Origin of the sequence: Francisella noatunensis subsp. noatunensis, assembly GCF_009823375.1 — a bacterium.
In the GTDB taxonomy this organism is placed as follows: Bacteria; Pseudomonadota; Gammaproteobacteria; order Francisellales; family Francisellaceae; genus Francisella; species Francisella noatunensis.
The window spans coordinates 1-23,484 of record NZ_WBSX01000003.1; the positions used below are offsets into that span (position 1 = coordinate 1).

Below are 23,484 nucleotides of genomic sequence, written 5' to 3' on the forward strand. Positions count from 1 at the left end.
TAGCTTTTTAACTTTACAGGATAGCTTATGATTATTTGAAGTTCTGCGGCTTTGATATAGCTTCTGTGCTATCTCAGCATTATAGTCACTATTTATACTAGTGCGATTAAGTTCCTTTTTTATAGCTGTTTCACTATAGCCAATTTTATTGGCTATTTGAGATGTTTGGTATCCTAATTTAAGTAATTCTTCTATACAATATCTATTTGAAAGAGTTAAGTGCTTTGGCATTTTTTAGTTCCTTATCGTTTATTTTAGTTTCGTCAAAACCTAATAAACTATATTTGGAACTCTCTTTCAACTATTTAAAACTTTCAGAATACAATCTAGTATTATAAATGTTAAAATAATGGTTAGTTATTTTGGTCTTTGTATGTAGTAAGAAAAATTTATGAACTTTGAGCTTTTTATATGATAAATGTAACAAAAACATATTTGCCAGATATTGAAAAATATAGAGAATATATTGACCAAATATATAGTCGCGGACAAATTACTAATAGTGGGCCTCTTGTCAAAGAGTTGGAGCAGCGTTTAGCAAATTATCTAGGAGTTAAAAATATTGTTCTAGTTTCTAATGGAACAGTTGCTTTAGAAATAGCTTATAGAGCTTTAGGAGTCAAAGATTTTGCTATTACAACGCCATTTTCATTTGTGGCAACGACAAGTTCGTTGGTTGCTAATGGTATTAAGCCAATATTTGTAGATATTGATGAGAAAACATTTAATATTAATCCAAACAAAATAGAAGAACAAATAACACCAAATACAACAGCAATAGTTGCTACTCAAGTATTTGGTAATCCTTGTGATCTTGAAGCAATAGCTAAGATTGCTGAAGAGTATAGATTAAAAATTATATATGATGCGGCACATGCTTTTGATGTTAAGTATAAAGGTGAAAGTGTTCTCAACTTTGGTGATATATCAACTCTAAGTTTTCATGCCACTAAGCTTTTCCATACTATTGAAGGTGGTGCTCTTATTACAAATAGTGATGAGATTGCTGAAAGAGCAAGATTTTTGATAAATTTTGGTATAAAAAATGCTGAAGAGATTCCTCATTTGGGTACTAATGCTAAGATGAATGAATTTGAAGCAGCTATGGGATTATGTGTATTAGATGATATGGATATTATTTTTAGCTCTAGAAAGGCTATTGCTGAGAGATATAAACTAAAATTACAAGATTTGGTTCAGTTTCAAGAGTTTAATCATAATGCTGAAGAAAATTATAGTTACTTTCCTGTATTGTTTAAATCCGAAGAAGAGCTGTTGGGTGTTCAAAGATCTTTAAGTAAACAATCTATTTTTCCTAGAAGATACTTTTATCCATCTTTGGATACTCTTGGTTATATAGAGCCAAAACAGTATATGCCTATATCTAGAGATATATCTAGAAGAATAATGTGTTTACCAATTTATTATGGACTCGAAGAAGGTGTCCAAGAGCAAATAATATCAATTATTAAGGGAAGCTTATGAAAGTTGCAGTAATGCAGCCTTATTTTTTTGCATATATTGGCTACTGGCAACTGATTAATGCGGTAGATGTTTTTGTAATATATGATGATGTTAATTTTATCAAAAAAGGTTACATAAATAGGAATAATATTCTGTTTAATAATAAACCATATAGAATTACTTTAGAGCTTTTGGGAGCTAGTCAGAATAAGCTTATTAATGAAATTTACTTGGGTGATAATAGGCTGAATATATTAAAAATAATTAAACAAGCTTATTCTAAAGCGCCATATTTTCGTGATGTTTATAATTTATTAGAAAAGATAATGACTGATGAAGAAAAAAATCTAGGTTTGTTTTTAGAAAAATTAATTAGAAATGTATCTAGTTATATTGGTATAGATACTAGGTTTATAGGGTCTAGTGAGCTTGATAAAGATAATAACCTTAGAGGACAAGATAAGATATTGCAAATTTGTCAGCTATTGGATGCAGATGTTTATATAAATGCAATCGGAGGCAAAGAGCTTTATGATAAACAGTCATTTTTTGATAAAAGTATAAGTCTAAATTTCATAGAGTCTGAAATCGTTGAGTATCCACAATTTGGTAATGAGTTCTGTGCATATCTTTCAATTGTAGATGTTTTGATGTTTAATAGTGTTAGTGATATTAAAGAAATGCTTGGAAATTATATTTTAGTTTAAATGGAGATTTATGATGAAGGTTGTAATATATGGGAATGGGAAAATAGCGAAAGTAGTTTATCAGTTTGTGAAAAAAAAATTCGAGGTGGTAGCATTTACAGTTGAGAGAAAATATAAAAATTCTGATGCTATAGAAGGGGTACCTTTAATTGAGTTTGAGGATATTCAAAATCAATGCGACCCTAAAGAGCATAAGATGCTCATAGCTGTTGGCTATGTGCAAATGAATAATATAAGAGAGAGAAAATACCAAGAAGCAAAGAAAAAGGGGTTTAGTTTTATAAATTATATTCATCCATCAGTAGAGATACATGAGAATATAGAAATGGGAGAGAACAATATAGTCTTAGATCATGTAACAATTCAACCATATGTAAAAATAGGAAGTAGTAATTTTGTGTGGAGTAATGCTGTTATTGCTCATGGCTCTGTGATTGATGATACAAATTGGATAACTTCTGGAGTAGTTGTTTCGGGTGATGCTATTATAAAATCTAAATGTTTCCTAGGAGTTAATGCCACTATCGGGAACAATACAGTAATTGAGAGTGAAAGCTTTGTTGGTGCAAATACTTTAGTTACAAAAAATACAGCCCCTAAAGATGTTTTTATTTCAAGAGAAGGTGAAAAGTTTAGACTTGATAGTCAGAGATTTTTACAATTTACAGGAGTTTAATAGATGAAAGAGTTAGAGAAGATTTTATGCCAGGTTTTTAGGCTGAAAAAGGATGAAGTAAAAGATGAATTGACTATGAATGATATACAAGTGTGGGATTCTTTGACTCATATGGATATTATAACTTGCATTGAGGAAGAGTTAAGTATTCAGCTAACTATAGATGATATTATGAATATGAGAGATATAGGGGCTATAAAAAAAATAGTTAGTGAAAAGTTGGTGTAATATGGAATTAGCAAATAAAGTAGCTGTTGTTACAGGTGGGGCGAATGGTCTTGGTAAGGCAATAGTAGAGATGCTCCTATCTAATAATACAATAGTTTGCGTACTTGATATAAATAAGTATGCTCTTGAAGGTTTAGATGAAAATAAAAATTTACTTAAAATACCTTGTGATATAACAAAAGAAAATCAAATATCAAATGCTATACAAAAAATAAAAGAGCAATTTTCGAAAATAGATATTTTAGTAAATAATGCGGGTATTTTATACAGTGAACCACTTATTAATATAATGTCAAAAGAAAAAAGACATAGTGTAGCAATGTGGCAGAAAGTCATTGACATAAACCTAACAGCTCCTTTTGTCTTGGGCTCGTATGTGGCGGAACAGATGATTATGACAAGAACAAAAGGTGTAATTATCAATATTAGCTCTATTAGTGCGAGAGGCAATGCAGGGCAAAGTGCATATAGCGCAGCTAAAGCGGGTTTGGAATCCATGTCTATTGTCTGGGCAAAAGAGCTTGGTAGTTTTGGTATCCGATGTGTTGCGGTTGCTCCAGGGTTTATGAATACTGAATCAACTCATGGTGCCGTGACACAAGAAGTGCTAGATCATGTAAAAAAAGAGACGCCGATAAGAAGACTCGGAAAAGCAGAAGATATTGCTGATGCAGTAAAATTTGCAATACAGAGTGATTATATGAATGGTAAAACCTTAAAAATAGACGGTGGATTGGTCTTTTAAATGAATAAAAAATTTATTTTTATAGGTAATCGTTTCTTTGTGCTTGAGCAGATGTTAAGACTTGGTCTACATTTTGTTAAGATCATGGCAGTTAAGGGTTCATATCTTCAAAAAGAATTAGAAAATAGAAATATTGCGTTTACTTTGATCCAATCAAAGCAACAACTTGTTGACGAGATCAAAAATTGTAATTTTGATATCTTTTTTTCAAATGGTTGTCCATTTATACTTCCTATAGATGAATTAAAAGTCGGAAATAAACAATTTATAAATATTCATCCTTCTTTTTTGCCTGATTTGAGAGGAGCTGACCCTCAGCCAGGAGCACTTCTTTTCGGTAAAGATAGTGGGGTTACGTGTCATGTAATGGATGATGGCATAGATACTGGTGAAATAATTGCGCAAGTAAAGATTCCATATTCCAGAGATCTAGATGCGGCATTATTATATCAGATTTCTTTTATGGCTGAAATTGACGTGTTCTATAAGGCTTATGAAAATAATTTTGAAGTTCAAACTACTCAAGTATTAAAAGGTGATGAAATCTATTATTCAAAAAAAGATAATGACCTTATTATAGATTTTAACCAAAGTGCAGAAATAATTTATCAAAAAATAAAGGCCTTTTCAAATAGATCTCAGGGGGCTTATTTTATTTTCGAAGGTAGAAAATATAAGGTTTATGATTGTGAGATAGTGGATAACGATTATTTAATTTCAAAGTTTGATAGGTGTCAAAATGGTGAAGTAGCGTTGAACTATGAAAATAAGCTTCTTATAAAAGTAGAAGATAAACTTTTAAAGTTTAAAGATTTTAATAACGATATCTTGAGCTTTAAAGCGGGAATGGTTTTGGAGAATAAAAATGAAGTGGATAAAAAGAGGCTTAATATTTAAGGCCGATGATATAAAAAGTGATTTTATTAAAAGTCATGCACAAATCCCTACGGTACTTGTTTTAGAGGACAGACTAAGAGTATACTTTGCTACTCGTCCAAAGCAGGAGCTAAGTATGACCGCTTACATGGATCTAGATATAAAAGATCCAAAAAACATACTATATATACATGATAAGCCTATTTTTGAGCTTGGTAAAGATGGAATGTATGATGAGCACGGTGTTATGCCACAATCAATAATAAAATACAATGATAAGATTTGTATGTATATTGGTGGATGGAGTAGGAGGGAGTCAATTCCTTATAGCAATTGGACAGGCCTAGCTGAAAGTTATGATAATGGGGAAACATTTAAAAAAGTTTTTGAAGGGCCTGTTTTTGACAGAACTCCAACTGAGCTATATTCAGCAACAGGCTTTTATGCAATAAAAGCTGAAAATATGTTGCATGCTTTTTATGCATCAGGTATCGGTTGGATAAAGAAAAATAATAAATATGAAGAACTTTATGTGATCAAAACTGCTTCCTCAAAAGATGGGATAACTTGGCATAGAGATGGTAAGCAAATTATTCCAACATCTGAAAAATATCTTGAGGCAACTCATAGACCATCAGTCATTTATAAGAATGGTATTTATCATATGTGGTTTTGTTATAGAGGAATTGAAGATTTTAGAAATGGTAGTGATGCATATAGAATTGGTTATGCATGGTCTAATGATCTTAAAAACTGGAATAGAGATGATAAGAGGGCTGGCATTAATATAAGCAAAGAAGGTTGGGATAGTAAAATGATGGCATATCCTGATGTTGTAGAAACGTTATATGGAACGTATATGTTTTATAATGGAAATGGATTCGGGCAGAGTGGTTTTGGTTATGCAGTTTTGGAGGAGTAATGGCTTATTTTAATTTGGCAAACTATTTTTACGATATAGTGTATGGAAATGGTGAAAGAACTCTACTAATCTATGAAGGAAAAAAAATAAGTTATAACGAATTAAATAGCTTATCTAATAGGATTGCTAATTATCTCTTATCTTTTGGGGTAAAACCTCATGATGTAGTAGGAATTTTCAATACAAAAGAAGTTGAAGGATATGCAAGTATGCTGGCATGTCTCAAAATAGGAGCAGCATATACTAATCTAGATGAAGAAAACCCTCCACTTAGACTAGAAAAAATATTAACAACATGTTCTCCTAGACTACTCATAAGTGATCATGTTCCTTCGATATTGATAAAAAATGTTGCTAAGGATATGAATATACATATCGCTGATTTAAGTGATGAAAATTTTTTAAATAGTTTTAATGATAAGAATATCGATATTTCATCAAGAATAACTGGGAATACTATTGCGTATATAATGTTTACTTCAGGAAGTACGGGGAACCCGAAAGGTGTTGCAATCTCTCATAACAATGTTTTAAGCTTTTTGCAATGGAGTATAGATAGATATAGTGTTTCAAACGAAGATAGATTTGCTCAAGTCAGCCCCATGTATTTTGATAACTCAGTTTTTGATTTTTATACTGCTATATATAGTGGTGCTTGTTTAGTGCCTATAAAAAAAGAGTTACTCAAGAAACCTCTTGAACTTGTAAAGTTTATTGATGTAAGTAAATGTACAATTTGGTTTAGTGTACCTTCATTATTAGTTTATCTACTTACAATGAGAGTTTTAAACGAAAATAGTTTTAAGAACATACGAGTATTTATATTTGGCGGAGAAGGCTTTCCTAAAGGAGAGCTCAAAAAACTTTATTATCTTTATAAAGACCGTGCAAGGATTATAAATGTATATGGACCAACTGAAGGAACTTGTATATGTACATCTTACGATATAACAGAAAAAGATTTTGAAGATATGAGTACTCTAGCACCACTTGGAGTAATTAATCCAAATTTTGAATATCTAATAGTAGATGAGAATATGCAACTTCTAAACGATGGTGAAAAAGGTGAGCTTTGCTTAGTAGGGCCAAACGTGGCCGCAGGATATTATAATGACATAGAAAGAACAGAGCAAAGTTTTGTGCAAAATCCTTTAGTAAAAACATATAGGGATATTGTCTATAAAACGGGTGATATAGTTTATGAAAAAGATGGAATACTATGGTTTGCTGGTCGTGTGGATAATCAAGTAAAGCATATGGGATATAGGATCGAGTTAGAAGAAATAGAATCAGTTTTAAATAGTTTCGACTATGTTCATCAGTCAGCAGTTCTGTATAATAGAGATCGAGTAAACTATGGAAAAATTATTGCCTTTATAGCAACACAAAAAAATATTTCAGCGTGGGAAATAAAAAATGAGCTTTTTAGTATTTTGCCTAGCTATATGATTCCTAATGTTGTAGTTGTTAAAGATAAGCTCCCTAAAAATGCTAATGGTAAGGTTGATAAGGTGGCTTTAAAGCAGGAGGGCTTCGATGAATATAAATAAAAGAGAGGAGTTTGATATTATAAGTAGGTGGAAAACAAATGATATAATGGTAAGTATATGTTGCATAACCTTTAATCATGAAGAATATATTGGTCAGGCTATCGATAGTTTTTTGATGCAGGAAACAGATTTTCCATTTGAGATAATTATAAGTGATGATTGTTCAACTGATGGTACAGCGGATATAGTTTCTAAATATCAGACTAAATATCCAAATATTATTAAACCAATATTTCAAACTGAAAATCAATTTACTAAAGGTGTGAAGCTATTTACGGATATTACTATGCCTAAGTCAAGGGGTAAATATATAGCATTGTGTGAAGGTGATGACTACTGGATAGATCCTCATAAATTGAAGAAGCAGGTGGATTTTCTTGAACAGAACTTGCAATTTATGGGATGTGTCCATAATACAAGATATTTAGAGAATGATTTGGAAACAGATAAGCTAGTGATTGAAAATGTTAAGGAAGAATATACTTTTTTTGATATTATAGATAATTATATTCATACGAGTTCATATTTATTTAGGTATGATTGTCAATATAAAAGAGATATAGATCAGTATCTTAAGTTATATTATGGTGATAGATATCATTTACTTGTTTTTTCAAAGTTTGGACCGGTTAAGTGTATTGATGAAGTAATGTCTGTATATCGGATACATGATATGGGGTTTTGTAGTGGGGCTAATAAAAAAGTTAAATATCTTAGAGAATTAGAGGATTATCTTGCTTATAGTAAAGCTTTTCAGGAACATGAAGACTTTTTTTTAAAGCTTTTCCTGCGATCTTTGTATGGGATGGATAGTGATTATATAGATGCAGTAGTAGGAACTTTCTCTACCGAGTTGGATCACGGAGATGCTATGAAAATAGCTAAATATTTGATGGTGTCAATTGCGGATAATCAAAAAGTGATTAGTGAATACTCAGTAAAAATTAAAGAATGTAATGATTATATACAGTATCTAGAGAGTGAAAATAAAGATTTAAGTTTTATAAAATATATAAAAAAAATTATGAAAAAGATTTTCTCTAAATAAGATCTTTATATTTAAGGGATTAATAATGAAAAAGCTAACCGTCTTAATGCCGGCGTATAATGTTGAGAGCTATATTGCAGAATCTATTGAATCTGTATTAATGCAAAAGGTCAATTTTGAATATGAGTTATTAATTATCGATGATAAATCTACAGATGATACACTCAAGATTGCTTTAGAATATAAGCAGAAATATCAAGATATTATAACAGTCCTCAAGAATGATAAAAATTTAAGGGTTCTTGCAACATCGACCAAAGGTTATGAAATAATAAAAACTGATTATTTTTGCGTACTTGATCCAGATGATTATTATGTTGCTGATGATTTTTTACAAAAAGCATTAGATTTCCTAGATAGCAATTTGTACTATACAATTTATACAGCAAATTCTGATACATTAGACATAAACACTCAAGAAAGGCATAAATTTATACATTCAGATTATGATAACAAAACTTTTACGATGGATGATTTATTAAATGGAGAAGCTGTTTTAGGTCACACAAGTTCAACTGTATTTAGGAATATAGTTTTTAAGAGCAATCTTCCTCAAGAATTATATAGTGCTGTTGATACATATTCTGAGAAATCTTTTGAAGGCGATAGTTTTAGAAACTTACTTCACTTAAATGAAGGGAAGGGTTTTTTTAGTAATGTGGTAGTAGGAGTTTATCGCATGACACATCAAGGTATATGGACTTCTCTACCTGATGTGAAAAAAGATTTGATGCAGTCTCAGCTATATTTTGACATGAGCAATTTTTTTAATGATAAAAAAATATGCGAATTTATGCTTAGAAAATCATATATGTATTTTCAAAAGCTCATATTAAGTTTGATGCAAAACTATTCTTTAAGTTGTAGTACTGATGCTGATATGAATGACTTTAAGACACCTACAGAGTACATTCATTTCAAGCAAATTGATAGCCTTTATAAAGAGTATATTAAGCAAAAAAGCATACTTGTAGATATGGGTGATTGGAATCAAGATCAAATAGATAAAGATAAATCAGCAAAAGAAAAAGAGAAATGTTATACAGATAGCATCAATTACTATAAGTATAGTTTGTCCTGGAAAATTACAAAACCATTAAGAGCAATAAGAAAATTATTACCTTAGTGGCTCTCTCTACTTTCAATATATAGCTATAAGATATATAATTTAATTGTTAGATTTTTAAATTTACGCCTTGGTTGCAATAAATTATGGTAAAAACATTATATTTTGATATTAAAGGAGACAGTAGAGGCTCCTTGATTTCAATAGAACAAAACAATAATATACCTTTTGATATAAAAAGAGTTTACTATATATTTGACACTCAAAAAAATGTACGTCGAGGGTTTCATGCCCATAAGAATTTAAAACAAGTTTTAATTTGTGTTTCTGGCTGTTGCAAAATACTAGTTGATGATGGTACCTCGAAAGAGAATGTGTTGCTTAACTCGCCGGATAAAGGTTTATTAATATCAGGGCTTGTTTGGCGAGAGATGTTTGACTTTTCAGATGATTGTGTGCTTGTGGCACTAGCTAGTGAACTATATGATGAATCCGACTATATAAGAAATTATGATGATTTTATAAAAGAGATTAATAATGCCTAGTTTTATACACCCATTATCAGACGTTCAGTCACGAGCTATAGGCGACGATACAAAAGTATGGCAGTTTGTAGTCATACTATCAGATGCCATAATTGGTGAAAATTGTAATATCTGTTCGCATTGCTTAATAGAAAATAAGGTGTTCATAGGTAATAATGTTACTATAAAGTCTGGGGTGCAAATATGGGATGGCATTACACTGGAAGATAATGTCTTCATTGGGTCTAATGTGACATTTACAAATGACAAAACCCCTCGCTCAAAGCACTATCCTAATAAGTGGCCAAAAACAACAATTAAAAAAGGGGCCTCTATAGGCGCTAATAGCACGATATTACCAGGTATGACAATTGGTGAAAATGCTATGATAGGAGCAGGCTCAGTTGTTACTAAAAATGTTCCAGCAAATGAGATTTGGATAGGAAATCCAGCTAAGTTTTATAAGAAGGTTTAGAGTATATGATTAATTTCTTAGATTTAAAAAAAATAAATGGTCTATATGAACAAGAATTGAAAAATGCTTGTGCAAGGGTTATTGATAGTGGCTGGTATATTCGTGGTAATGAATGTGAAGCTTTTGAAAGAGAGTTTGCGAAGTATTGTGGTACTAAGTATGCTGTAGGTGTTGCAAATGGTTTAGATGCATTGATCCTTATTATCAGAGCGTATAAAGAATTAGGTGTCTTCAAGTTTGGCGATGAAATTATAGTGCCTGCGAATACCTATATTGCGAGCATTTTAGCTATATCTGCTAATGATATGGTGCCTGTGTTAGTAGAGCCAAATCTTCATGATTATCTGCTTGATGCTGATGAAATTGAATCAGCTATCACGGTTAAGACAGTAGCTATAATGCCAGTACACCTATATGGACAGGCTTGTCAAATGGACAAAATAAACTCTCTCGCTAAAAAATACAATTTAAAAGTTATCGAAGATTCTGCTCAATCACATGGAGCATACTTTGCAGATAAAAAATGTGGTAATCTTGGTGATGCTAGCGGTTTTAGTTTTTATCCTGGTAAAAACCTCGGAGCTCTAGGTGATGCAGGAGCAGTGACAACTAATGATAAAAAGCTAGCAGAGACAATCTCAGCTTTAGCAAACTATGGTAGCCATGAGAAGTATAGAAATCTTTATAAAGGTACTAATAGTCGCTTAGATGAGATACAGGCAGCTATGCTGAGAGTTAAGTTAAAATATCTTGAGAGAGATATAGAATATCGTAGGGCAATAGCAGATTTTTATACTAAAAATATTAGTAATCCTAAAATTATACTTCCTATTCAAAATTCACAACTAAACATTGAAAATTATCGAAATCATGTTTGGCACTTATATGTGATTAGAACTGATAATAGAGATGAGCTACAAAAGTATTTACTAGAAAATGGGGTTCAGACCGTTATACACTATCCTATTGCCCCACATCGCCAAGATGCGTATAAGGAGTTGGCAAATAATAGTTACCCTATTAGTGAGCAGATTCATAAGCAAGTTTTGAGTTTGCCAGTTGGACAACACCTGAGCTTAGATGATGTTACCAAAGTTGTTAAAATTATAAATAGTTATGGTTGTGCATGATGATGAATTCGAAAAAATTAGTTTCGTTCTGTTGTCTTTCATATAATCATGAAAAATTTATTCGTAAATGTATGCAAAGCATATGGTCACAAGACTACAAAAACATAGAAATTATCGTTCTAGATGATGGATCTTCAGATGGTAGCTTAAGAGTCATAAATGAGTGTAAGAACGAATCACCATGCAGTTTTAATATAATTACACAGGAAAATTCTGGTGGTAAAGTTGGAAGCAATTTTAATAAACTTATTAACGCTTCTTCTGGTAATTTTCTATTTTTTATATCAACTGACGATGAGGTTGTATCAGACTCAGTCTCATCTAAAGTAGAACTATTTGAGTCAGATGAAAATCTAGCCTTTGCTCTTAATACATATATCGAAACTATTGATGAAAATAGTAATGTTATAGATAAGTCATATATCCATAAAGAATATGTAAGAATATCTAGCATAAATGAATTGCTTGAACTTGAATTTAATGCTCTTGGATCTTTTTATATACAAGGAGGCCTTTTTAAAAAATCAGTCATTGATGACATTGGTGGCTTTGATGATGATTTGATAGGTGACGATATAATATTAAGAACCAAGCTATTTAAGCATATAATAAACCAAGCTCCTACACTTAGCTTCAAACTTATTGATACAGTTGGTGTTCGCTATAGAATGCACGATACTAATATACATAAAAACTCTTTAAGACAATCTATACTCATACACGAATGGTTTATGAGATATTTTAAAGATAGAATTCCTAATAAAACTATGTTAGTTTGGCTAAATCATGCTTATGCATATACTGTTAACAATAATCTGTTAGAAGATGCAAAAAAACTTATTTCAATACTTATTGATTATCTACCTTACTTTGATCAGGAAGAAAAGAAAAAGATAACGTTGAACTTTTTTAATAGTGCTAAGGTTAGGGCATACCAGTTGAATAAAACTTTGGATTTAAATAAGGAGTTTGTTCTCAAAATACTTGGTGATATGATGATAGAGAAAAATAATAATCTTTATATTGAAGAGCCTCAAGTTCAGTGGTTTATAGAGTATTTATTAGATAGAAGCTATAAATCTGAACTAACACTAGATGAGATATATAAATCTTTTAGTTGGAGATTAACGAAACCTATAAGACTCTTAGCAAAAATATTTAAGAAATTTAGTTGAAGTATCTCTTTTCAGGGCTTAAAGCTATGTTGGTGCTAAAAAAATATGTAAAAAAATATTTTAATTTAATAACAAGAATCAAATCAAAACTTAGATTATTAAAAAAACTTCATTATACACACATTAAATTTAATAGAAATAAAGAAACTATTATAGTGTTTTCACAATATTATTTAAAAAATAACGCTAGTTATAACTATATAGAAGATATTGAGACAATATTAAATGAAAAGTATAATGTCATTCGATACATTTATGAAAATGATTATAATATTCCAACACATGGGTATTCATTTTTAATTGTTAAGTATGACAATAAAACAGAAAAAAAACAATTACTGCCTCACATACATAAAAAATACAATGTCAAAATCCTAGTATTATGTTCGATAGATAGTTCAATATTAGAGGTGGCATGCAGCCTAAATCTAGCAACTTTATTAATTAGTGACTTTAGTGATGCTAATTATAATATTGTTGATATTCAAAAAAGTGTCATAATGTCTGATAAGGTTATATTACCTGACGCAGCAATATTTAATAAGCTACTAAAACAAATAGAGAATCTTGTTCCGTGTCCTAGTCTTGTAAGTAATATTCATGCTGATTGCTCAGAATTATTTCATAAAAAAATAAAATATGAAGAAGCACTTAGCAAAATCTTCTTAAAACATATATCAGATTCAATATTAATAAATTCAGAAAATATTGAAATACAAAGTTTTTTAGTCAGCTCAGATGTTTTTGATAGTGATTTTATGGATATTATAAGTTCTAAAAGTCAGTCTGCATACTATTATATAAAAACTCAAAGAAAAGGATTCTATAAAGCGTGTCCAAACCCTGCTCCAGGATTTTCTACATCTATCTGGATATGTGGAAATGAGGCTAAAGGCCTTGTACCATTGTACAAGTCTATTAAGAATGGTTATAAAACTACACACAGGTGCATGATATTGGGCTCGAACCATCTGACTGAAACCAAAAAAAGAAGTTTTAAAAATAAGAAAATAGCTATACATTTGCATTTGTATTACACAGACCTAGCCAAAGAGTTTTGTGAATATTTTAAAAATATTTCTGTGAGTTATGATTTATATATAACTACAACAAGCTCTGTTAAGAATCCTGATATTAAAGAGGCTTTTTTAGAGTGTGGTGCTGAAAATATAGAAGTTTTTAATGTTGAAAATCGAGGGAGAGATATTGCTCCTTTAATTTTTGATCTAAAGGATGAGATTATTGGTGGAAAATATGAAATTGTTGGTCATTTTCACAGTAAAAAGTCTGTTGCGATAGATGGTAATGTTGGTGATAAATGGCGAAAATACTTATTGGATAGTTTAATTGGAAACAACTCAATATTTACTAACTCAGTGTTAGAACTATTTAACAATGAAAATACAGGTCTAATTTTTCCTGAGCCTAAAGATTTTATAGATATCGGAGTTAATAAAGAGTATATAAACTCATTGTGTGAAATATTAAAAATAAAAAAAATAAATCAAACACCTATATTTCCAGTAGGAAATATGTATTGGGCGAGAGTTGATGCTATCAGAGATTTGTTTTATTTGGAAAAAGAAAAGGTTATACAGAACGAACCTTTACCTACTGATGGTAGCTATATGCACGCAATAGAAAGAATCATGCCACATATAGCTCATAAAAATAACTACTCATTTGTCACAGTGTATAAAAAAGATATTATAAACTGATAAAATACTTGCTATATTATAATAAGTTATACTAGTATTTTTGACGTGATTTATGAGTAGTATTCGATATAGAAGTGATATAGATGGTTTGAGGGCTTTTGCTGTACTGTCAGTAGTCTTATATCATTTAGAAGTTAGTTGGATTAAATCAGGTTTTCTTGGTGTAGACATATTCTTTGTTATATCAGGTTTTTTGATAACAAAGATTATTGTCAGAGATTTACAAGATGGTACATTTTCTATCAAGAATTTCTATCTAAGAAGAGTACGAAGAATTCTACCAGCTCTGATTTTTATATTAGCTTTTTTAAGTTTTTTTGCATGGTTAATACTTCTACCACAGGACTTATTAAACTATGCAAAATCAATGCTAAGTGCAATTGTTTCTGTTTCAAACCTCTTCTTTTTTAAAACATTAAACTTTGGTTATTTTGCAACAGACTCATCTACTATACCACTATTACATACATGGTCGTTAGGTGTTGAAGAACAATTCTATATTGCCTGGCCGGTAATTTTGATTATTTTATTTAAACTAAACACATCTTCCAAGAAGTATTTATTAACTATTACATTACTGCTTATTATTGTTTCAATAGCAATATTTTTTTATAAACATTTTCCAAAGTTCTACTATATGCCTATTAATCGAGGATTCGAACTGCTATTTGGCTGTTTTTTAGCTATTAGTTTGAATAATAGAGAACAGAAATCACCAAATAAAACTCTTTTGGACATATATTCATTGGTGTCATTAATACTTATGGCAATTCCGATATTTTTGGTATCAGTAAGCTATCCAAGCTTTTGGATGATAGTAACTTGTTTGGGAGCCACGTTATTTATATATTCAGGAAGTCTTGGTTATACTCCATTTATTAATAGACTATTTTCAATAAAACCTTTTGCAGCCATAGGGATTATCTCATATTCTTTGTACTTATGGCATTGGCCGATAATAGCTTATTTAAATTATTTAAGTATTACTATTACTGTAGATATTGCTACTGTTGTAATTATTTTAAGCATTATATTAGCAACTATATCTTATTTATTTGTAGAGAAACCTTTTAGACATAAATTTAAATTTAGTTTTCTAAAGAGTTTGATTCTTTTATGGATTATTCCTTTAGTTGTATCAATATGCTTTTATACAGCATCTAAGCGCCAGGGTTTTGGTTTTAATCAAAGTTTTCATATGGATCAAAATCAATTAACCTTTTCTTATGGTTTTAGTGATTTTGATAATAATTATTGCTTTTTGCAAGCTGAGTCTACCACATTTAAATCTATAGATTTACCAACTAAAGATTTGTGTATTATAGGAAGCCATAGTTATAAGAACACAGATATTCTTTTTATTGGAGATTCACATGCGAGATCAGAATACCCCATGCTTTCTGTTTGGTTGAAGAGTGCTGGTCTGTCTGCCTATGCTATAACACAAAGGTCAACGCCATTTTTATATGGAATGAATGATAATGAGCAAGGAATATCAAAACTTGATAGAAATGTAGCTATAAAAAAATTAATCGAAACAAAATTTTATAAATATATAATATTAGGTGGTGCATGGAGTTCTCCCGCATATTCTGGCTTTATAGGGCTTTTGGATAGGTCAATTGATGTAATAGTCAAAAGTGGGGCTCAACCAATTCTTATACTTGATACACCATACTTGCCGGAGAGGTTGAATAATTTATGTCCTCTTAGTAATTCAGAGATATTAAAATATTTTAATCTAGTTAATGTTCAATCAAAAGATCATATGTTGATCAATCTGAGCATAAGTTTCATACTTTGTTAAAGGTTTTATTAGTTAAGTATCCGACACTGCGAGTCATAAATCCTAAAAAAGCTAATGCAATAGCAAAGAATGCCAAATATCCATAGAAGGTGTGCCTATGTATGCTGATAATTAGCATATGAATTATATTGGATCAAAATTGTTAGGAGAGTTGTATTTAGAAGAGTTTGGTAATCCATTAATAGCAATTATAAAAAAAACTAATTAAAATTTAGAGATGTAAAGGAGTAATTTTGGACTCAAAGAAATCAACGTGTAATGCAAATGTTCGTTACTGTGATAATTATCCACTGGTAAGCATCTGCTGTACAGCATATAACCAAGAGAAATATATTGAAAAGGCTTTAGAGGGGTTTTTATCTCAAGAAACAAATTTTCCATTTGAAATAATTATAAGTGATGATTGCTCAACTGACAGGACTACAGAAATACTTAATAATTATCTTGAACAATATCCAAATATTATTAGATTAGTTTATCAGCAACAAAATCAATACTCAAAAGGAGCTTTACCTATAAGAGACTTTATTTTACCTGTCGTTAGAGGTAAATATATAGCATTGTGTGAAGGAGATGATTATTGGACAGATTCTACTAAATTACAGCAGCAAGTTGATTTTTTGGAGCATAATCCTGAATTCATGGGCTGTGGACATAATACAAGATTTTTAATCAATGGAGAATTGACAGATAGATTATTTGTGGATTCCAGCAATAAAAAAGATAGTTATAAATTCGATGATTTTATAGATTCTGCCTATTTGCATACGACATCTTTAGTTTTTAGATACGATGCTCTTAAGAGTCAAATTAATGAATACCTTGCTAAATATTCATATGTTAAACGTAATGATGTATATATGTTGTTGGTATTTTCAAAATTTGGGCCGATAAAGTATATAGATAAAATCATGTCTGTCTATAGAATGAATGATGGTGGTATATGGAGTGGTGTAGATGAACAAGCGCAGCTAATTATGTTTTTGCATGGTTGTGTAGATTTTAGCTATATCTTTGGTGATGAGTATAAAGATAAATTTCTTTATTCATTCATCAATACATTAAGTGAAAGTATTGATGTTACTACTTCAGACTTCATGTCAGAAGTATTAAAAGAATTCTCAATAAGAGATTTTAAAACTATTATAAAGAGTTTTGCAAAATTTAAAAAAAGAGATAATGATACTATTAAAGAGTGTAGTGATTATATAGACTTTCTTGAAAAACAGGTAAGTGATAATAGTTTTAAGTCAATGTTAATAAAGCTATTAAAAGCAAGTCGAATTTACAATTTGTTCAGAAGGAAAACTTAGTATTACTTAATATCAATAAAATAGTCTTTAGGTTTTATTTCTGTTATAATTTCGTTAAGATTAAATCATAGAATTGTTATTAGATGGTTTCATATATAAAAGAGTTTTATAGGTTCTTAAAGCACCTCAGGAATAATTATAAACTTTTACTTATACTGGCATATAATGATTTTAGAGAAGAGTATTTAGGCTCCTATTTGGGTATTATTTGGGCTATCATAAGACCATCAGCTTTTATTTTTGTTATTTGGCTTGTTTTTACCTATGGAATTAAGCCCGGTGCTGGTATAACCAGCTCATCTATGATTTTGTTCTTACTTACAGGTATGGTTCCATGGTTTTTCTTTTCCGAAGCCCTTGTAAAAAGCTGCAATTCAATAGTCGAGAATGAGTTCTTGGTAAAAAAGGTGGCCTTTAGTGTAAATATTTTACCTCTTGTTAGTATATTGTCATGCCTGATAATTCATCTAATACTGCTGTCACTGGTGATATTCATTGTTATTTTAAGTGGATATTATCCTGATCTGTATTGGCTACAAATACCTTTCTATGTGTTTTGTAGTATTATGCTATTACTAGGTTTAGGATGGCTCACATCGGCCATTAGAGTTTTTGTCAAAGATATAGGCGAGGTGGTTGGTTTAATTGTCCAGTTTGGTTTTTGGTTTACACCAGTATTTTGGTCTCCAGATAAAGTGCCCGAAAGATTTAGATTTATCCTGGATTTAAACCCTATGGCATACATTATTCAAGGGTTTAGAGATTCTTTAATAAATAAAGTATGGTTTTGGGATCATGGTATTGCAACTATTATCTTTATTATTATGTTATCGTTTGTTTTGTTTTTAGGAGCTTTGGCCTTTAAGAGGCTTACTCCACACTTCGGGGATGTCATCTAATGAAGAAAGGTATGGCAATAAAGTTAGATAATGTATCAAAATACTACAAGATTTATGATAGAGCTAGGGATAGGGTTAAAGAGGCATTTAGCCCATTTCGGAAAAAGTATTATAAAGAGTTTTGCGCTGTAAAGGATATAAACCTTGAAATAAAAAAAGGAGAGGTTCTCGGAATCTTTGGTTTAAATGGTGCTGGGAAGTCAACTTTATTAAAAATGATAGCAGGAGTCGTAACCCCAAGTAAAGGTCGTGTAATCACACATGGACATATCAATGCGATGCTTGAGTTAACAGGTAGTCTAAATCCAGAACTTACCGGTAGGCAAAATATAGACTTTAATTTAAGTTTAAATGGTGTTGCTGATAGTGAGAAGCCACAAGTAACTAAAAGTATAATTGATTTTGCTGAAATTGGAGATCACTTAGATCAGCCTGTCAAAAGTTATAGTAGTGGTATGGGAGCTAGATTAGGTTTTGGCATTGCTACATCTACTAAACCAGAAATATTAATTGTAGATGAGGTTTTAGCTGTAGGAGATGTAGTTTTCCAAAATAAATGTTTTATTAAAATTAGAGAGTTATTAAAGGGCGGGACTACTGTAGTTTTTGTGTCACACAACATCTCTTTAATGATAGAATTTTGTAATAGAGCGATTCTACTGTATGATAGAGAAATTCTATTTGATGGTCCATCAAGAGAGATTGCCCATTATTATCAAAAAATATTGTTCAGTAATGATAGAAATAGGACTATAGCGGAATTAAAAGGTCTTCCTATAGAATTGGCATATAAATCTGATGAAAGTAGCATCTTGTCTAATACTAATAATGAGAATGTTATTGTCGACCAGTTCTCTATTTATGACACTGAAGGTGTGGAAACTAGCTTTTTAGAAACAGGCTGTGTTTATGATATTGTAATTCATATTAAATTTAAGAAAAATTATGAGAAAGTTAGGCTTAAGCTTAATGCATCTGATATAACAGGTAAACAGCTTAACTTTCTAGATTCTGTTGCAGAAAGTTTGATATCTAATGTTTATGAGCATGATTCATATGTATTTAGAACATCCTTTAAGAATATAGTATTTATCGGAAAATACTCTATCAAGTTGGAAATTTTAGATATAACTGATAAGCGTTATTCTGTAAATTTGTTAGATCATGAGCTTGAAATAAGGTTTGAATCAGGGGTTATAGGTATGGAGCCTTTGGTAAATATAGATAAGATAGAAGCTGATATTAATAATGTTGAGAGTAAGAAATGAAATTTTCTATAGTAACAGTATCATATAATTCTGAAAAATATATTGAAGAGACTATTTTAAGTGTAATTACTCAAAGGGGTGATTTTGATATTGAATATATTCTTGTAGATGGTAAATCAAAAGATAGTACTTGTGATATTATTCAAAAGTATGTAGATAAACACAACAAAGGTGAGCTTGATATATTTTGTAATAGTCTAGATATCAAGTTTATATGTGAGAAAGATGATGGCATGTATGATGCTTTATCAAAAGGGTTGTCTATAGTAACTGGTGATATAATTGCATACATAAATTCAGATGATTTTTATTTGCCAAATGCTTTTAAAGCGATAGCTGCTGAGATGAAAAAACACAGTGAAAAAGCACAGTGGATCAATGCTAAAAATACTTGGTATAACAAGGATGGTATTATCGAAAATTCTATGCTGCCTTTGGTACCATCAAGAAAAAGAATTCTAAAAGGTATTCATGGTACGAGTTTGCCATCGATACAACAAGAGTCAACTTTCTGGACAAAGGCATTACAAGATAAAATGGATATGAAGAAGTTTGCTGAGTATAAACTAGCCGGTGACTTCTTTATGTGGCATGAGTTTGCAAAACATGCAAATTTACATATATGTAATAGTAATGTTTCGGGTTTTAGACATCATGAAACTAACAAAAGCCATGATCTAAGTGGTTATATGAACGAGTTTTATGATATCGTTGGTGGCAAGCCAAGAAAGAGTATTTTTGATTTATGGTATATTTTTATATATAAGTTTTATGTCAAATATACTTCAGATAATATGATTAGAAGACATAATGAGTATGTTAGAATATTTAGACATATAGGCTACAAGCTCAGCGAAAAACTAGGTAAGAAAAGTCACTAATATATCTTTAGGAGCTATACTTGTCAAACTCTCAAATTCAAAAAGCTAATTATCCTTTGGTTACAGTTATAACAGTTGTATATAATGCCAAAGAGCTTCTAGAAGAGACTATTTTAAGTGTATTAAACCAGACATATTCAAATATTGAGTACATTATAGTTGATGGTGGTTCTACTGATGGTACGCTTGATATTATCAAAAAATATCAAGATAAAATTTCTAAGTATATTAGCGAACCAGATCAGGGTATCTATGATGCTATGAATAAGGGTATGTCACTATCTAAAGGACAGTGGTTAAACTTTATGAATGCAGGAGATAGCTTTTATTCTAATGATGTTTTGCAAAAGGTATTTGAGCGCGAATTTTCAAAAGATGAAGCAGTCATTTATGGAAATACTGATATTGGTCATAAAATTCTAAAATACAAACCTGAACTAAATTTGAGAGATATGGCGCTAGGAATGATGTTGTGCCATCAATCTACTTTTTATAGATTAGATAAAGCAATAAAATACAGTCTTAAATACAAGATATGTGCAGATCAAGATTTTACAATGCAGTACTTTAAGCTTGGTAAAAAATCTAAATATCTAGATATGACTATTTCTAAGTATGATCTTGATGGTATATCATCACAAAACTTGAATAAGATTCTCAAAGAAAAGTTTCAAATAAGTAAATCTTATAATCTTTCATATCTGCCCGTAATCAAAAGCTATATTATTTCGCTGTTGGTTAAGCTACGCAGCTACTTTAGGGGTTACTAAAAGCTAGTATTGTTATATCATATAGTTAGATGGATTTAATTAAAGGCAAGATAGACATCATGTATGATTATGTCATAGTCACTCACATTCCAGTTTTTTATAAGGTTAACTTGTATAATCAGTTGGCTAAGAAGCTAAATATCTTTGTTATTTTCTTGGCCTCGAATACAAATGAAAAAAGAGCTGATGATTTTGTTGGTTTAGATAACGTATCTTTTGAGTATCAAGTTTTATTCTCAGGTAATTTACAACAGCGAAACTCTTCAGCAAATATCAAAAGATTAAGAAGTATCTTAAAAAGTATTCAATATAAAAAAATATTAGTAAGTGGTTGGGATTTGTGCGAGTTTTGGTATGTAATATTTGCTAATCGTAAAAACAAAAATTGTCTAGCTCTTGAGTCAACTATTAATGAAAGTAAGGCGACAGGAATACAAGCACTAATAAAAAAAATATTTCTATCGCGAATATCTAGAGTTTTTGTATCAGGCAGTCTGCATCGAGAGTTATTACTAAAACTTGGATATCGTGGCGATATGAAAATTACCAAAGGTGTTGGCATTATCAATAAACCAAGCTTTAATAAAGAAGCAAGAGAGTATCACAAAAAGTTTCTTTATGTCGGAAGGTTATCAGCAATTAAAAATTTAGAGAGATTAGTCCAAGTATTTAATAGTCTGAAAGATTATAGTCTAACTATAGTTGGTGACGGAGAGCAGAGAGAATGCTTACAAAAGATCGCTAGTAGCAATGTTGTATTTAAATCAGCAATTGATAATAAAAAACTTAAAAATGAATTTCTTAGTCACGATGTTTTTGTATTACCTAGCTTGGTTGAGCCATGGGGATTAGTAGTTGAAGAGGCATTTTATTTTGGTTTGCCTGTGATTATTAGCCAAAACTGTGGAGCTAGAGATATTGTCAGAAATAATGTAAATGGCTATTGGATAGACCCAGAGAATATTGATGAGCCAATCTCATTGATACAAGCAATTAACTCAGATAGATATCATGAGCTTATTGCTGGTGTGGAGAAATTTTCTTTAAATGCAAAGGATATTGAGCAAATTGAGGCTTATTTATGAAAATTTTGATTGTCCATAACCGCTATCAGTCAAATAATATTGGTGGCGAAGATATAGTTTATGATAATGAGTTAAAGTCTTTGCGAGAATTACATGGCGAAAATAATGTTTTGGCATATCAGGTTTCTAATGATGATATTAGCAAATTTAGCTTATTATTTGGGATATGGTTTTCACGCAAGCATTATAGAAATATTAAAAAGATAGTTAGAGATAACAATATTGATATAGTCCATGTGCATAATTTTTTCCCGTTATTAACGCCAAGTGTTTTTAAGGCTGCAAAAAAATCTGGTGCTAAAGTGGTGCATACACTTCACAATTACAGACTATGGTGTATATCTGGTATTCTGTATAGAGATGGCTATGATATATGTGAATTATGTACCAAAAGTAAATTGCCTATTTTTGGTATAAAAAATAAGTGCTACAGGAAATCGCGATTACAAAGCTTGGTTGCTCAGGCCGCATTTATTTTTTATAAGCTCTTCAGGATGTTTAAGAATATTGATTATTATTTTGTGTTAACGGATTTCCAAAGGCAAAAGATCAAAGAGCTAGGTATTCCAAGCCATAAAATTATCCTCAAACCAAATAGTATCTCTTTGGCGGTTATGGACAATCAACATATTCAAAAAATCAAACAAAACTATATTTATGTAGGTAGGCTTGAAGAATCCAAAGGTATATTTGAGCTTCTTGATACATGGAGATCTTTAGATGATAAGCTTGTGTTGACAGTGGTTGGCGATAGTCCCGATAGTGATGAGATACTCAATAAATACGCATCTAAAAATATTATTTTTAAAGGAAAATGTACTAGGGAAGAGACGCTATCTTTGATTTCACAATCGAAGTATCTAATCCAACCAGCGCTACTGTATGAAACATTTGGTTTGACGATAATAGAAGCAATGAGTTTTGGTGTTCCTGTTATTGGTTTTGATATTGGTACGCGTAGAGATTTTATCAAAAATCGAGAAAATGGCTTCATAACTACAAAAAATGACTTACAAACTACAATACAAAACTCTTATAACTATAGTAATTATGAGCTTATGAGTCAAAATGCAAAAAATACTGCAAAGCAATATCAAAATGATTATATAATAGCTAGGCAGTTAGAGATTTATAAAAATATTTTAGAAGGTTGATAG

General features: G+C 30.6%; 24 protein-coding genes. 23 read left to right on the plus strand and 1 reads right to left on the minus strand.

What is annotated here, in order from left to right:
* Positions 1–231 (minus strand): helix-turn-helix domain-containing protein (locus F8C69_RS00610; RefSeq protein ID WP_159183792.1); only part of this gene is annotated, 231 nt, incomplete at its 3' end.
* A gap of 180 nt (positions 232–411) precedes the next feature.
* On the opposite strand from F8C69_RS00610, the gene F8C69_RS00615 reads away from it, so the two are divergent.
* The 23 genes from F8C69_RS00615 to F8C69_RS00725 all read left to right on the plus strand — a co-directional run bounded on the left by F8C69_RS00615 (position 412) and on the right by F8C69_RS00725 (position 23,481).
* Entirely contained in the window at positions 412–1,485 is a 1,074-nt protein-coding gene (locus F8C69_RS00615; RefSeq protein ID WP_159183793.1) for a DegT/DnrJ/EryC1/StrS family aminotransferase, read from the plus strand.
* Complete coding sequence (locus F8C69_RS00620; RefSeq protein WP_159183794.1) at positions 1,482–2,171, plus strand: WbqC family protein; 690 nt, start codon at positions 1,482–1,484, stop codon at positions 2,169–2,171. The genes F8C69_RS00615 and F8C69_RS00620 overlap by 4 nt, the downstream gene beginning before the upstream one ends.
* Positions 2,172–2,184: 13 nt before the next feature.
* Positions 2,185–2,847, plus strand: a complete 663-nt coding sequence (locus tag F8C69_RS00625; protein WP_159183795.1) for a PglD-related sugar-binding protein — start codon at positions 2,185–2,187, stop codon at positions 2,845–2,847.
* 3 nt (positions 2,848–2,850) lie between these two features.
* Positions 2,851–3,075, plus strand: coding sequence for an acyl carrier protein (locus tag F8C69_RS00630; protein ID WP_159183796.1), 225 nt, complete (start codon positions 2,851–2,853; stop codon positions 3,073–3,075).
* 1 nt (position 3,076) lies between these two features.
* Positions 3,077–3,820, plus strand: a complete 744-nt coding sequence (locus F8C69_RS00635; RefSeq protein ID WP_159183797.1) for an SDR family oxidoreductase — start codon at positions 3,077–3,079, stop codon at positions 3,818–3,820.
* Positions 3,821–4,717: a formyltransferase family protein gene (locus tag F8C69_RS00640; protein WP_159183798.1), complete on the plus strand. Its 897-nt coding sequence runs from the start codon at positions 3,821–3,823 to the stop codon at positions 4,715–4,717.
* A complete protein-coding gene (locus tag F8C69_RS00645) occupies positions 4,686–5,618 on the plus strand; it encodes a glycoside hydrolase family protein (RefSeq protein ID WP_159183799.1) in 933 nt (310 codons plus the stop codon). The genes F8C69_RS00640 and F8C69_RS00645 overlap by 32 nt, the downstream gene beginning before the upstream one ends.
* Positions 5,618–7,168, plus strand: coding sequence for an amino acid adenylation domain-containing protein (locus F8C69_RS00650; protein ID WP_159183800.1), 1,551 nt, complete (start codon positions 5,618–5,620; stop codon positions 7,166–7,168). The genes F8C69_RS00645 and F8C69_RS00650 overlap by 1 nt, the downstream gene beginning before the upstream one ends.
* Positions 7,155–8,216: a glycosyltransferase family 2 protein gene (locus F8C69_RS00655; protein WP_192189668.1), complete on the plus strand. Its 1,062-nt coding sequence runs from the start codon at positions 7,155–7,157 to the stop codon at positions 8,214–8,216. Before F8C69_RS00650 ends, F8C69_RS00655 begins: the two co-directional genes overlap by 14 nt.
* A gap of 25 nt (positions 8,217–8,241) precedes the next feature.
* A complete protein-coding gene (locus tag F8C69_RS00660; protein ID WP_159183801.1) occupies positions 8,242–9,342 on the plus strand; it encodes a glycosyltransferase family 2 protein in 1,101 nt (366 codons plus the stop codon).
* Positions 9,343–9,428: 86 nt separating this feature from the next.
* On the plus strand, positions 9,429–9,827 hold the full coding sequence (locus tag F8C69_RS00665; protein WP_159183802.1) for a sugar 3,4-ketoisomerase: 399 nt from the start codon (positions 9,429–9,431) through the stop codon (positions 9,825–9,827).
* On the plus strand, positions 9,820–10,281 hold the full coding sequence (locus F8C69_RS00670; protein WP_159183803.1) for an acyltransferase: 462 nt from the start codon (positions 9,820–9,822) through the stop codon (positions 10,279–10,281). The genes F8C69_RS00665 and F8C69_RS00670 overlap by 8 nt, the downstream gene beginning before the upstream one ends.
* 5 nt (positions 10,282–10,286) lie before the next feature.
* Entirely contained in the window at positions 10,287–11,411 is a 1,125-nt protein-coding gene (locus tag F8C69_RS00675; RefSeq protein ID WP_159183804.1) for a DegT/DnrJ/EryC1/StrS family aminotransferase, read from the plus strand.
* Positions 11,411–12,586, plus strand: coding sequence for a glycosyltransferase family A protein (locus tag F8C69_RS00680; RefSeq protein ID WP_192189667.1), 1,176 nt, complete (start codon positions 11,411–11,413; stop codon positions 12,584–12,586). Before F8C69_RS00675 ends, F8C69_RS00680 begins: the two co-directional genes overlap by 1 nt.
* A gap of 155 nt (positions 12,587–12,741) precedes the next feature.
* Positions 12,742–14,304 carry a rhamnan synthesis F family protein gene (locus F8C69_RS00685; RefSeq protein ID WP_159183806.1) on the plus strand — a complete coding sequence of 521 codons (1,563 nt, stop codon included), beginning with the start codon at positions 12,742–12,744 and terminating at the stop codon, positions 14,302–14,304.
* A gap of 52 nt (positions 14,305–14,356) precedes the next feature.
* Positions 14,357–16,111, plus strand: coding sequence for an acyltransferase family protein (locus F8C69_RS00690; RefSeq protein WP_234384153.1), 1,755 nt, complete (start codon positions 14,357–14,359; stop codon positions 16,109–16,111).
* Between the two features lie 233 nt (positions 16,112–16,344).
* Positions 16,345–17,424, plus strand: a complete 1,080-nt coding sequence (locus tag F8C69_RS00695; protein WP_192189665.1) for a glycosyltransferase family 2 protein — start codon at positions 16,345–16,347, stop codon at positions 17,422–17,424.
* An 83-nt stretch (positions 17,425–17,507) separates the two neighbouring features.
* A complete protein-coding gene (locus tag F8C69_RS00700; RefSeq protein WP_159183807.1) occupies positions 17,508–18,323 on the plus strand; it encodes an ABC transporter permease in 816 nt (271 codons plus the stop codon).
* Positions 18,323–19,591, plus strand: a complete 1,269-nt coding sequence (locus F8C69_RS00705; RefSeq protein WP_159183808.1) for an ABC transporter ATP-binding protein — start codon at positions 18,323–18,325, stop codon at positions 19,589–19,591. Before F8C69_RS00700 ends, F8C69_RS00705 begins: the two co-directional genes overlap by 1 nt.
* Entirely contained in the window at positions 19,588–20,472 is an 885-nt protein-coding gene (locus F8C69_RS00710) for a glycosyltransferase (RefSeq protein ID WP_159183809.1), read from the plus strand. The genes F8C69_RS00705 and F8C69_RS00710 overlap by 4 nt, the downstream gene beginning before the upstream one ends.
* 20 nt (positions 20,473–20,492) lie before the next feature.
* Positions 20,493–21,242 carry a glycosyltransferase family 2 protein gene (locus F8C69_RS00715; protein WP_159183810.1) on the plus strand — a complete coding sequence of 250 codons (750 nt, stop codon included), beginning with the start codon at positions 20,493–20,495 and terminating at the stop codon, positions 21,240–21,242.
* Positions 21,243–21,271: 29 nt separating this feature from the next.
* A complete protein-coding gene (locus tag F8C69_RS00720) occupies positions 21,272–22,327 on the plus strand; it encodes a glycosyltransferase (RefSeq protein WP_234384154.1) in 1,056 nt (351 codons plus the stop codon).
* Positions 22,324–23,481 carry a glycosyltransferase family 4 protein gene (locus tag F8C69_RS00725; RefSeq protein ID WP_159183811.1) on the plus strand — a complete coding sequence of 386 codons (1,158 nt, stop codon included), beginning with the start codon at positions 22,324–22,326 and terminating at the stop codon, positions 23,479–23,481. The genes F8C69_RS00720 and F8C69_RS00725 overlap by 4 nt, the downstream gene beginning before the upstream one ends.
* Positions 23,482–23,484 lie beyond the last annotated feature (3 nt).

Coding starts and splice junctions, on each gene's coding strand:
- F8C69_RS00615 (WP_159183793.1), top strand. CDS start 412: ATGATAAATGTAACAAAAACATATTTGCCAGATATTGAAAAATATAGA.
- F8C69_RS00620 (WP_159183794.1), top strand. CDS start 1,482: ATGAAAGTTGCAGTAATGCAGCCTTATTTTTTTGCATATATTGGCTAC.
- F8C69_RS00625 (WP_159183795.1), top strand. CDS start 2,185: ATGAAGGTTGTAATATATGGGAATGGGAAAATAGCGAAAGTAGTTTAT.
- F8C69_RS00630 (WP_159183796.1), top strand. CDS start 2,851: ATGAAAGAGTTAGAGAAGATTTTATGCCAGGTTTTTAGGCTGAAAAAG.
- F8C69_RS00635 (WP_159183797.1), top strand. CDS start 3,077: ATGGAATTAGCAAATAAAGTAGCTGTTGTTACAGGTGGGGCGAATGGT.
- F8C69_RS00640 (WP_159183798.1), top strand. CDS start 3,821: ATGAATAAAAAATTTATTTTTATAGGTAATCGTTTCTTTGTGCTTGAG.
- F8C69_RS00645 (WP_159183799.1), top strand. CDS start 4,686: ATGAAGTGGATAAAAAGAGGCTTAATATTTAAGGCCGATGATATAAAA.
- F8C69_RS00650 (WP_159183800.1), top strand. CDS start 5,618: ATGGCTTATTTTAATTTGGCAAACTATTTTTACGATATAGTGTATGGA.
- F8C69_RS00655 (WP_192189668.1), top strand. CDS start 7,155: ATGAATATAAATAAAAGAGAGGAGTTTGATATTATAAGTAGGTGGAAA.
- F8C69_RS00660 (WP_159183801.1), top strand. CDS start 8,242: ATGAAAAAGCTAACCGTCTTAATGCCGGCGTATAATGTTGAGAGCTAT.
- F8C69_RS00665 (WP_159183802.1), top strand. CDS start 9,429: ATGGTAAAAACATTATATTTTGATATTAAAGGAGACAGTAGAGGCTCC.
- F8C69_RS00670 (WP_159183803.1), top strand. CDS start 9,820: ATGCCTAGTTTTATACACCCATTATCAGACGTTCAGTCACGAGCTATA.
- F8C69_RS00675 (WP_159183804.1), top strand. CDS start 10,287: ATGATTAATTTCTTAGATTTAAAAAAAATAAATGGTCTATATGAACAA.
- F8C69_RS00680 (WP_192189667.1), top strand. CDS start 11,411: ATGATGAATTCGAAAAAATTAGTTTCGTTCTGTTGTCTTTCATATAAT.
- F8C69_RS00690 (WP_234384153.1), top strand. CDS start 14,357: ATGAGTAGTATTCGATATAGAAGTGATATAGATGGTTTGAGGGCTTTT.
- F8C69_RS00700 (WP_159183807.1), top strand. CDS start 17,508: ATGGTTTCATATATAAAAGAGTTTTATAGGTTCTTAAAGCACCTCAGG.
- F8C69_RS00705 (WP_159183808.1), top strand. CDS start 18,323: ATGAAGAAAGGTATGGCAATAAAGTTAGATAATGTATCAAAATACTAC.
- F8C69_RS00710 (WP_159183809.1), top strand. CDS start 19,588: ATGAAATTTTCTATAGTAACAGTATCATATAATTCTGAAAAATATATT.
- F8C69_RS00720 (WP_234384154.1), top strand. CDS start 21,272: ATGGATTTAATTAAAGGCAAGATAGACATCATGTATGATTATGTCATA.
- F8C69_RS00725 (WP_159183811.1), top strand. CDS start 22,324: ATGAAAATTTTGATTGTCCATAACCGCTATCAGTCAAATAATATTGGT.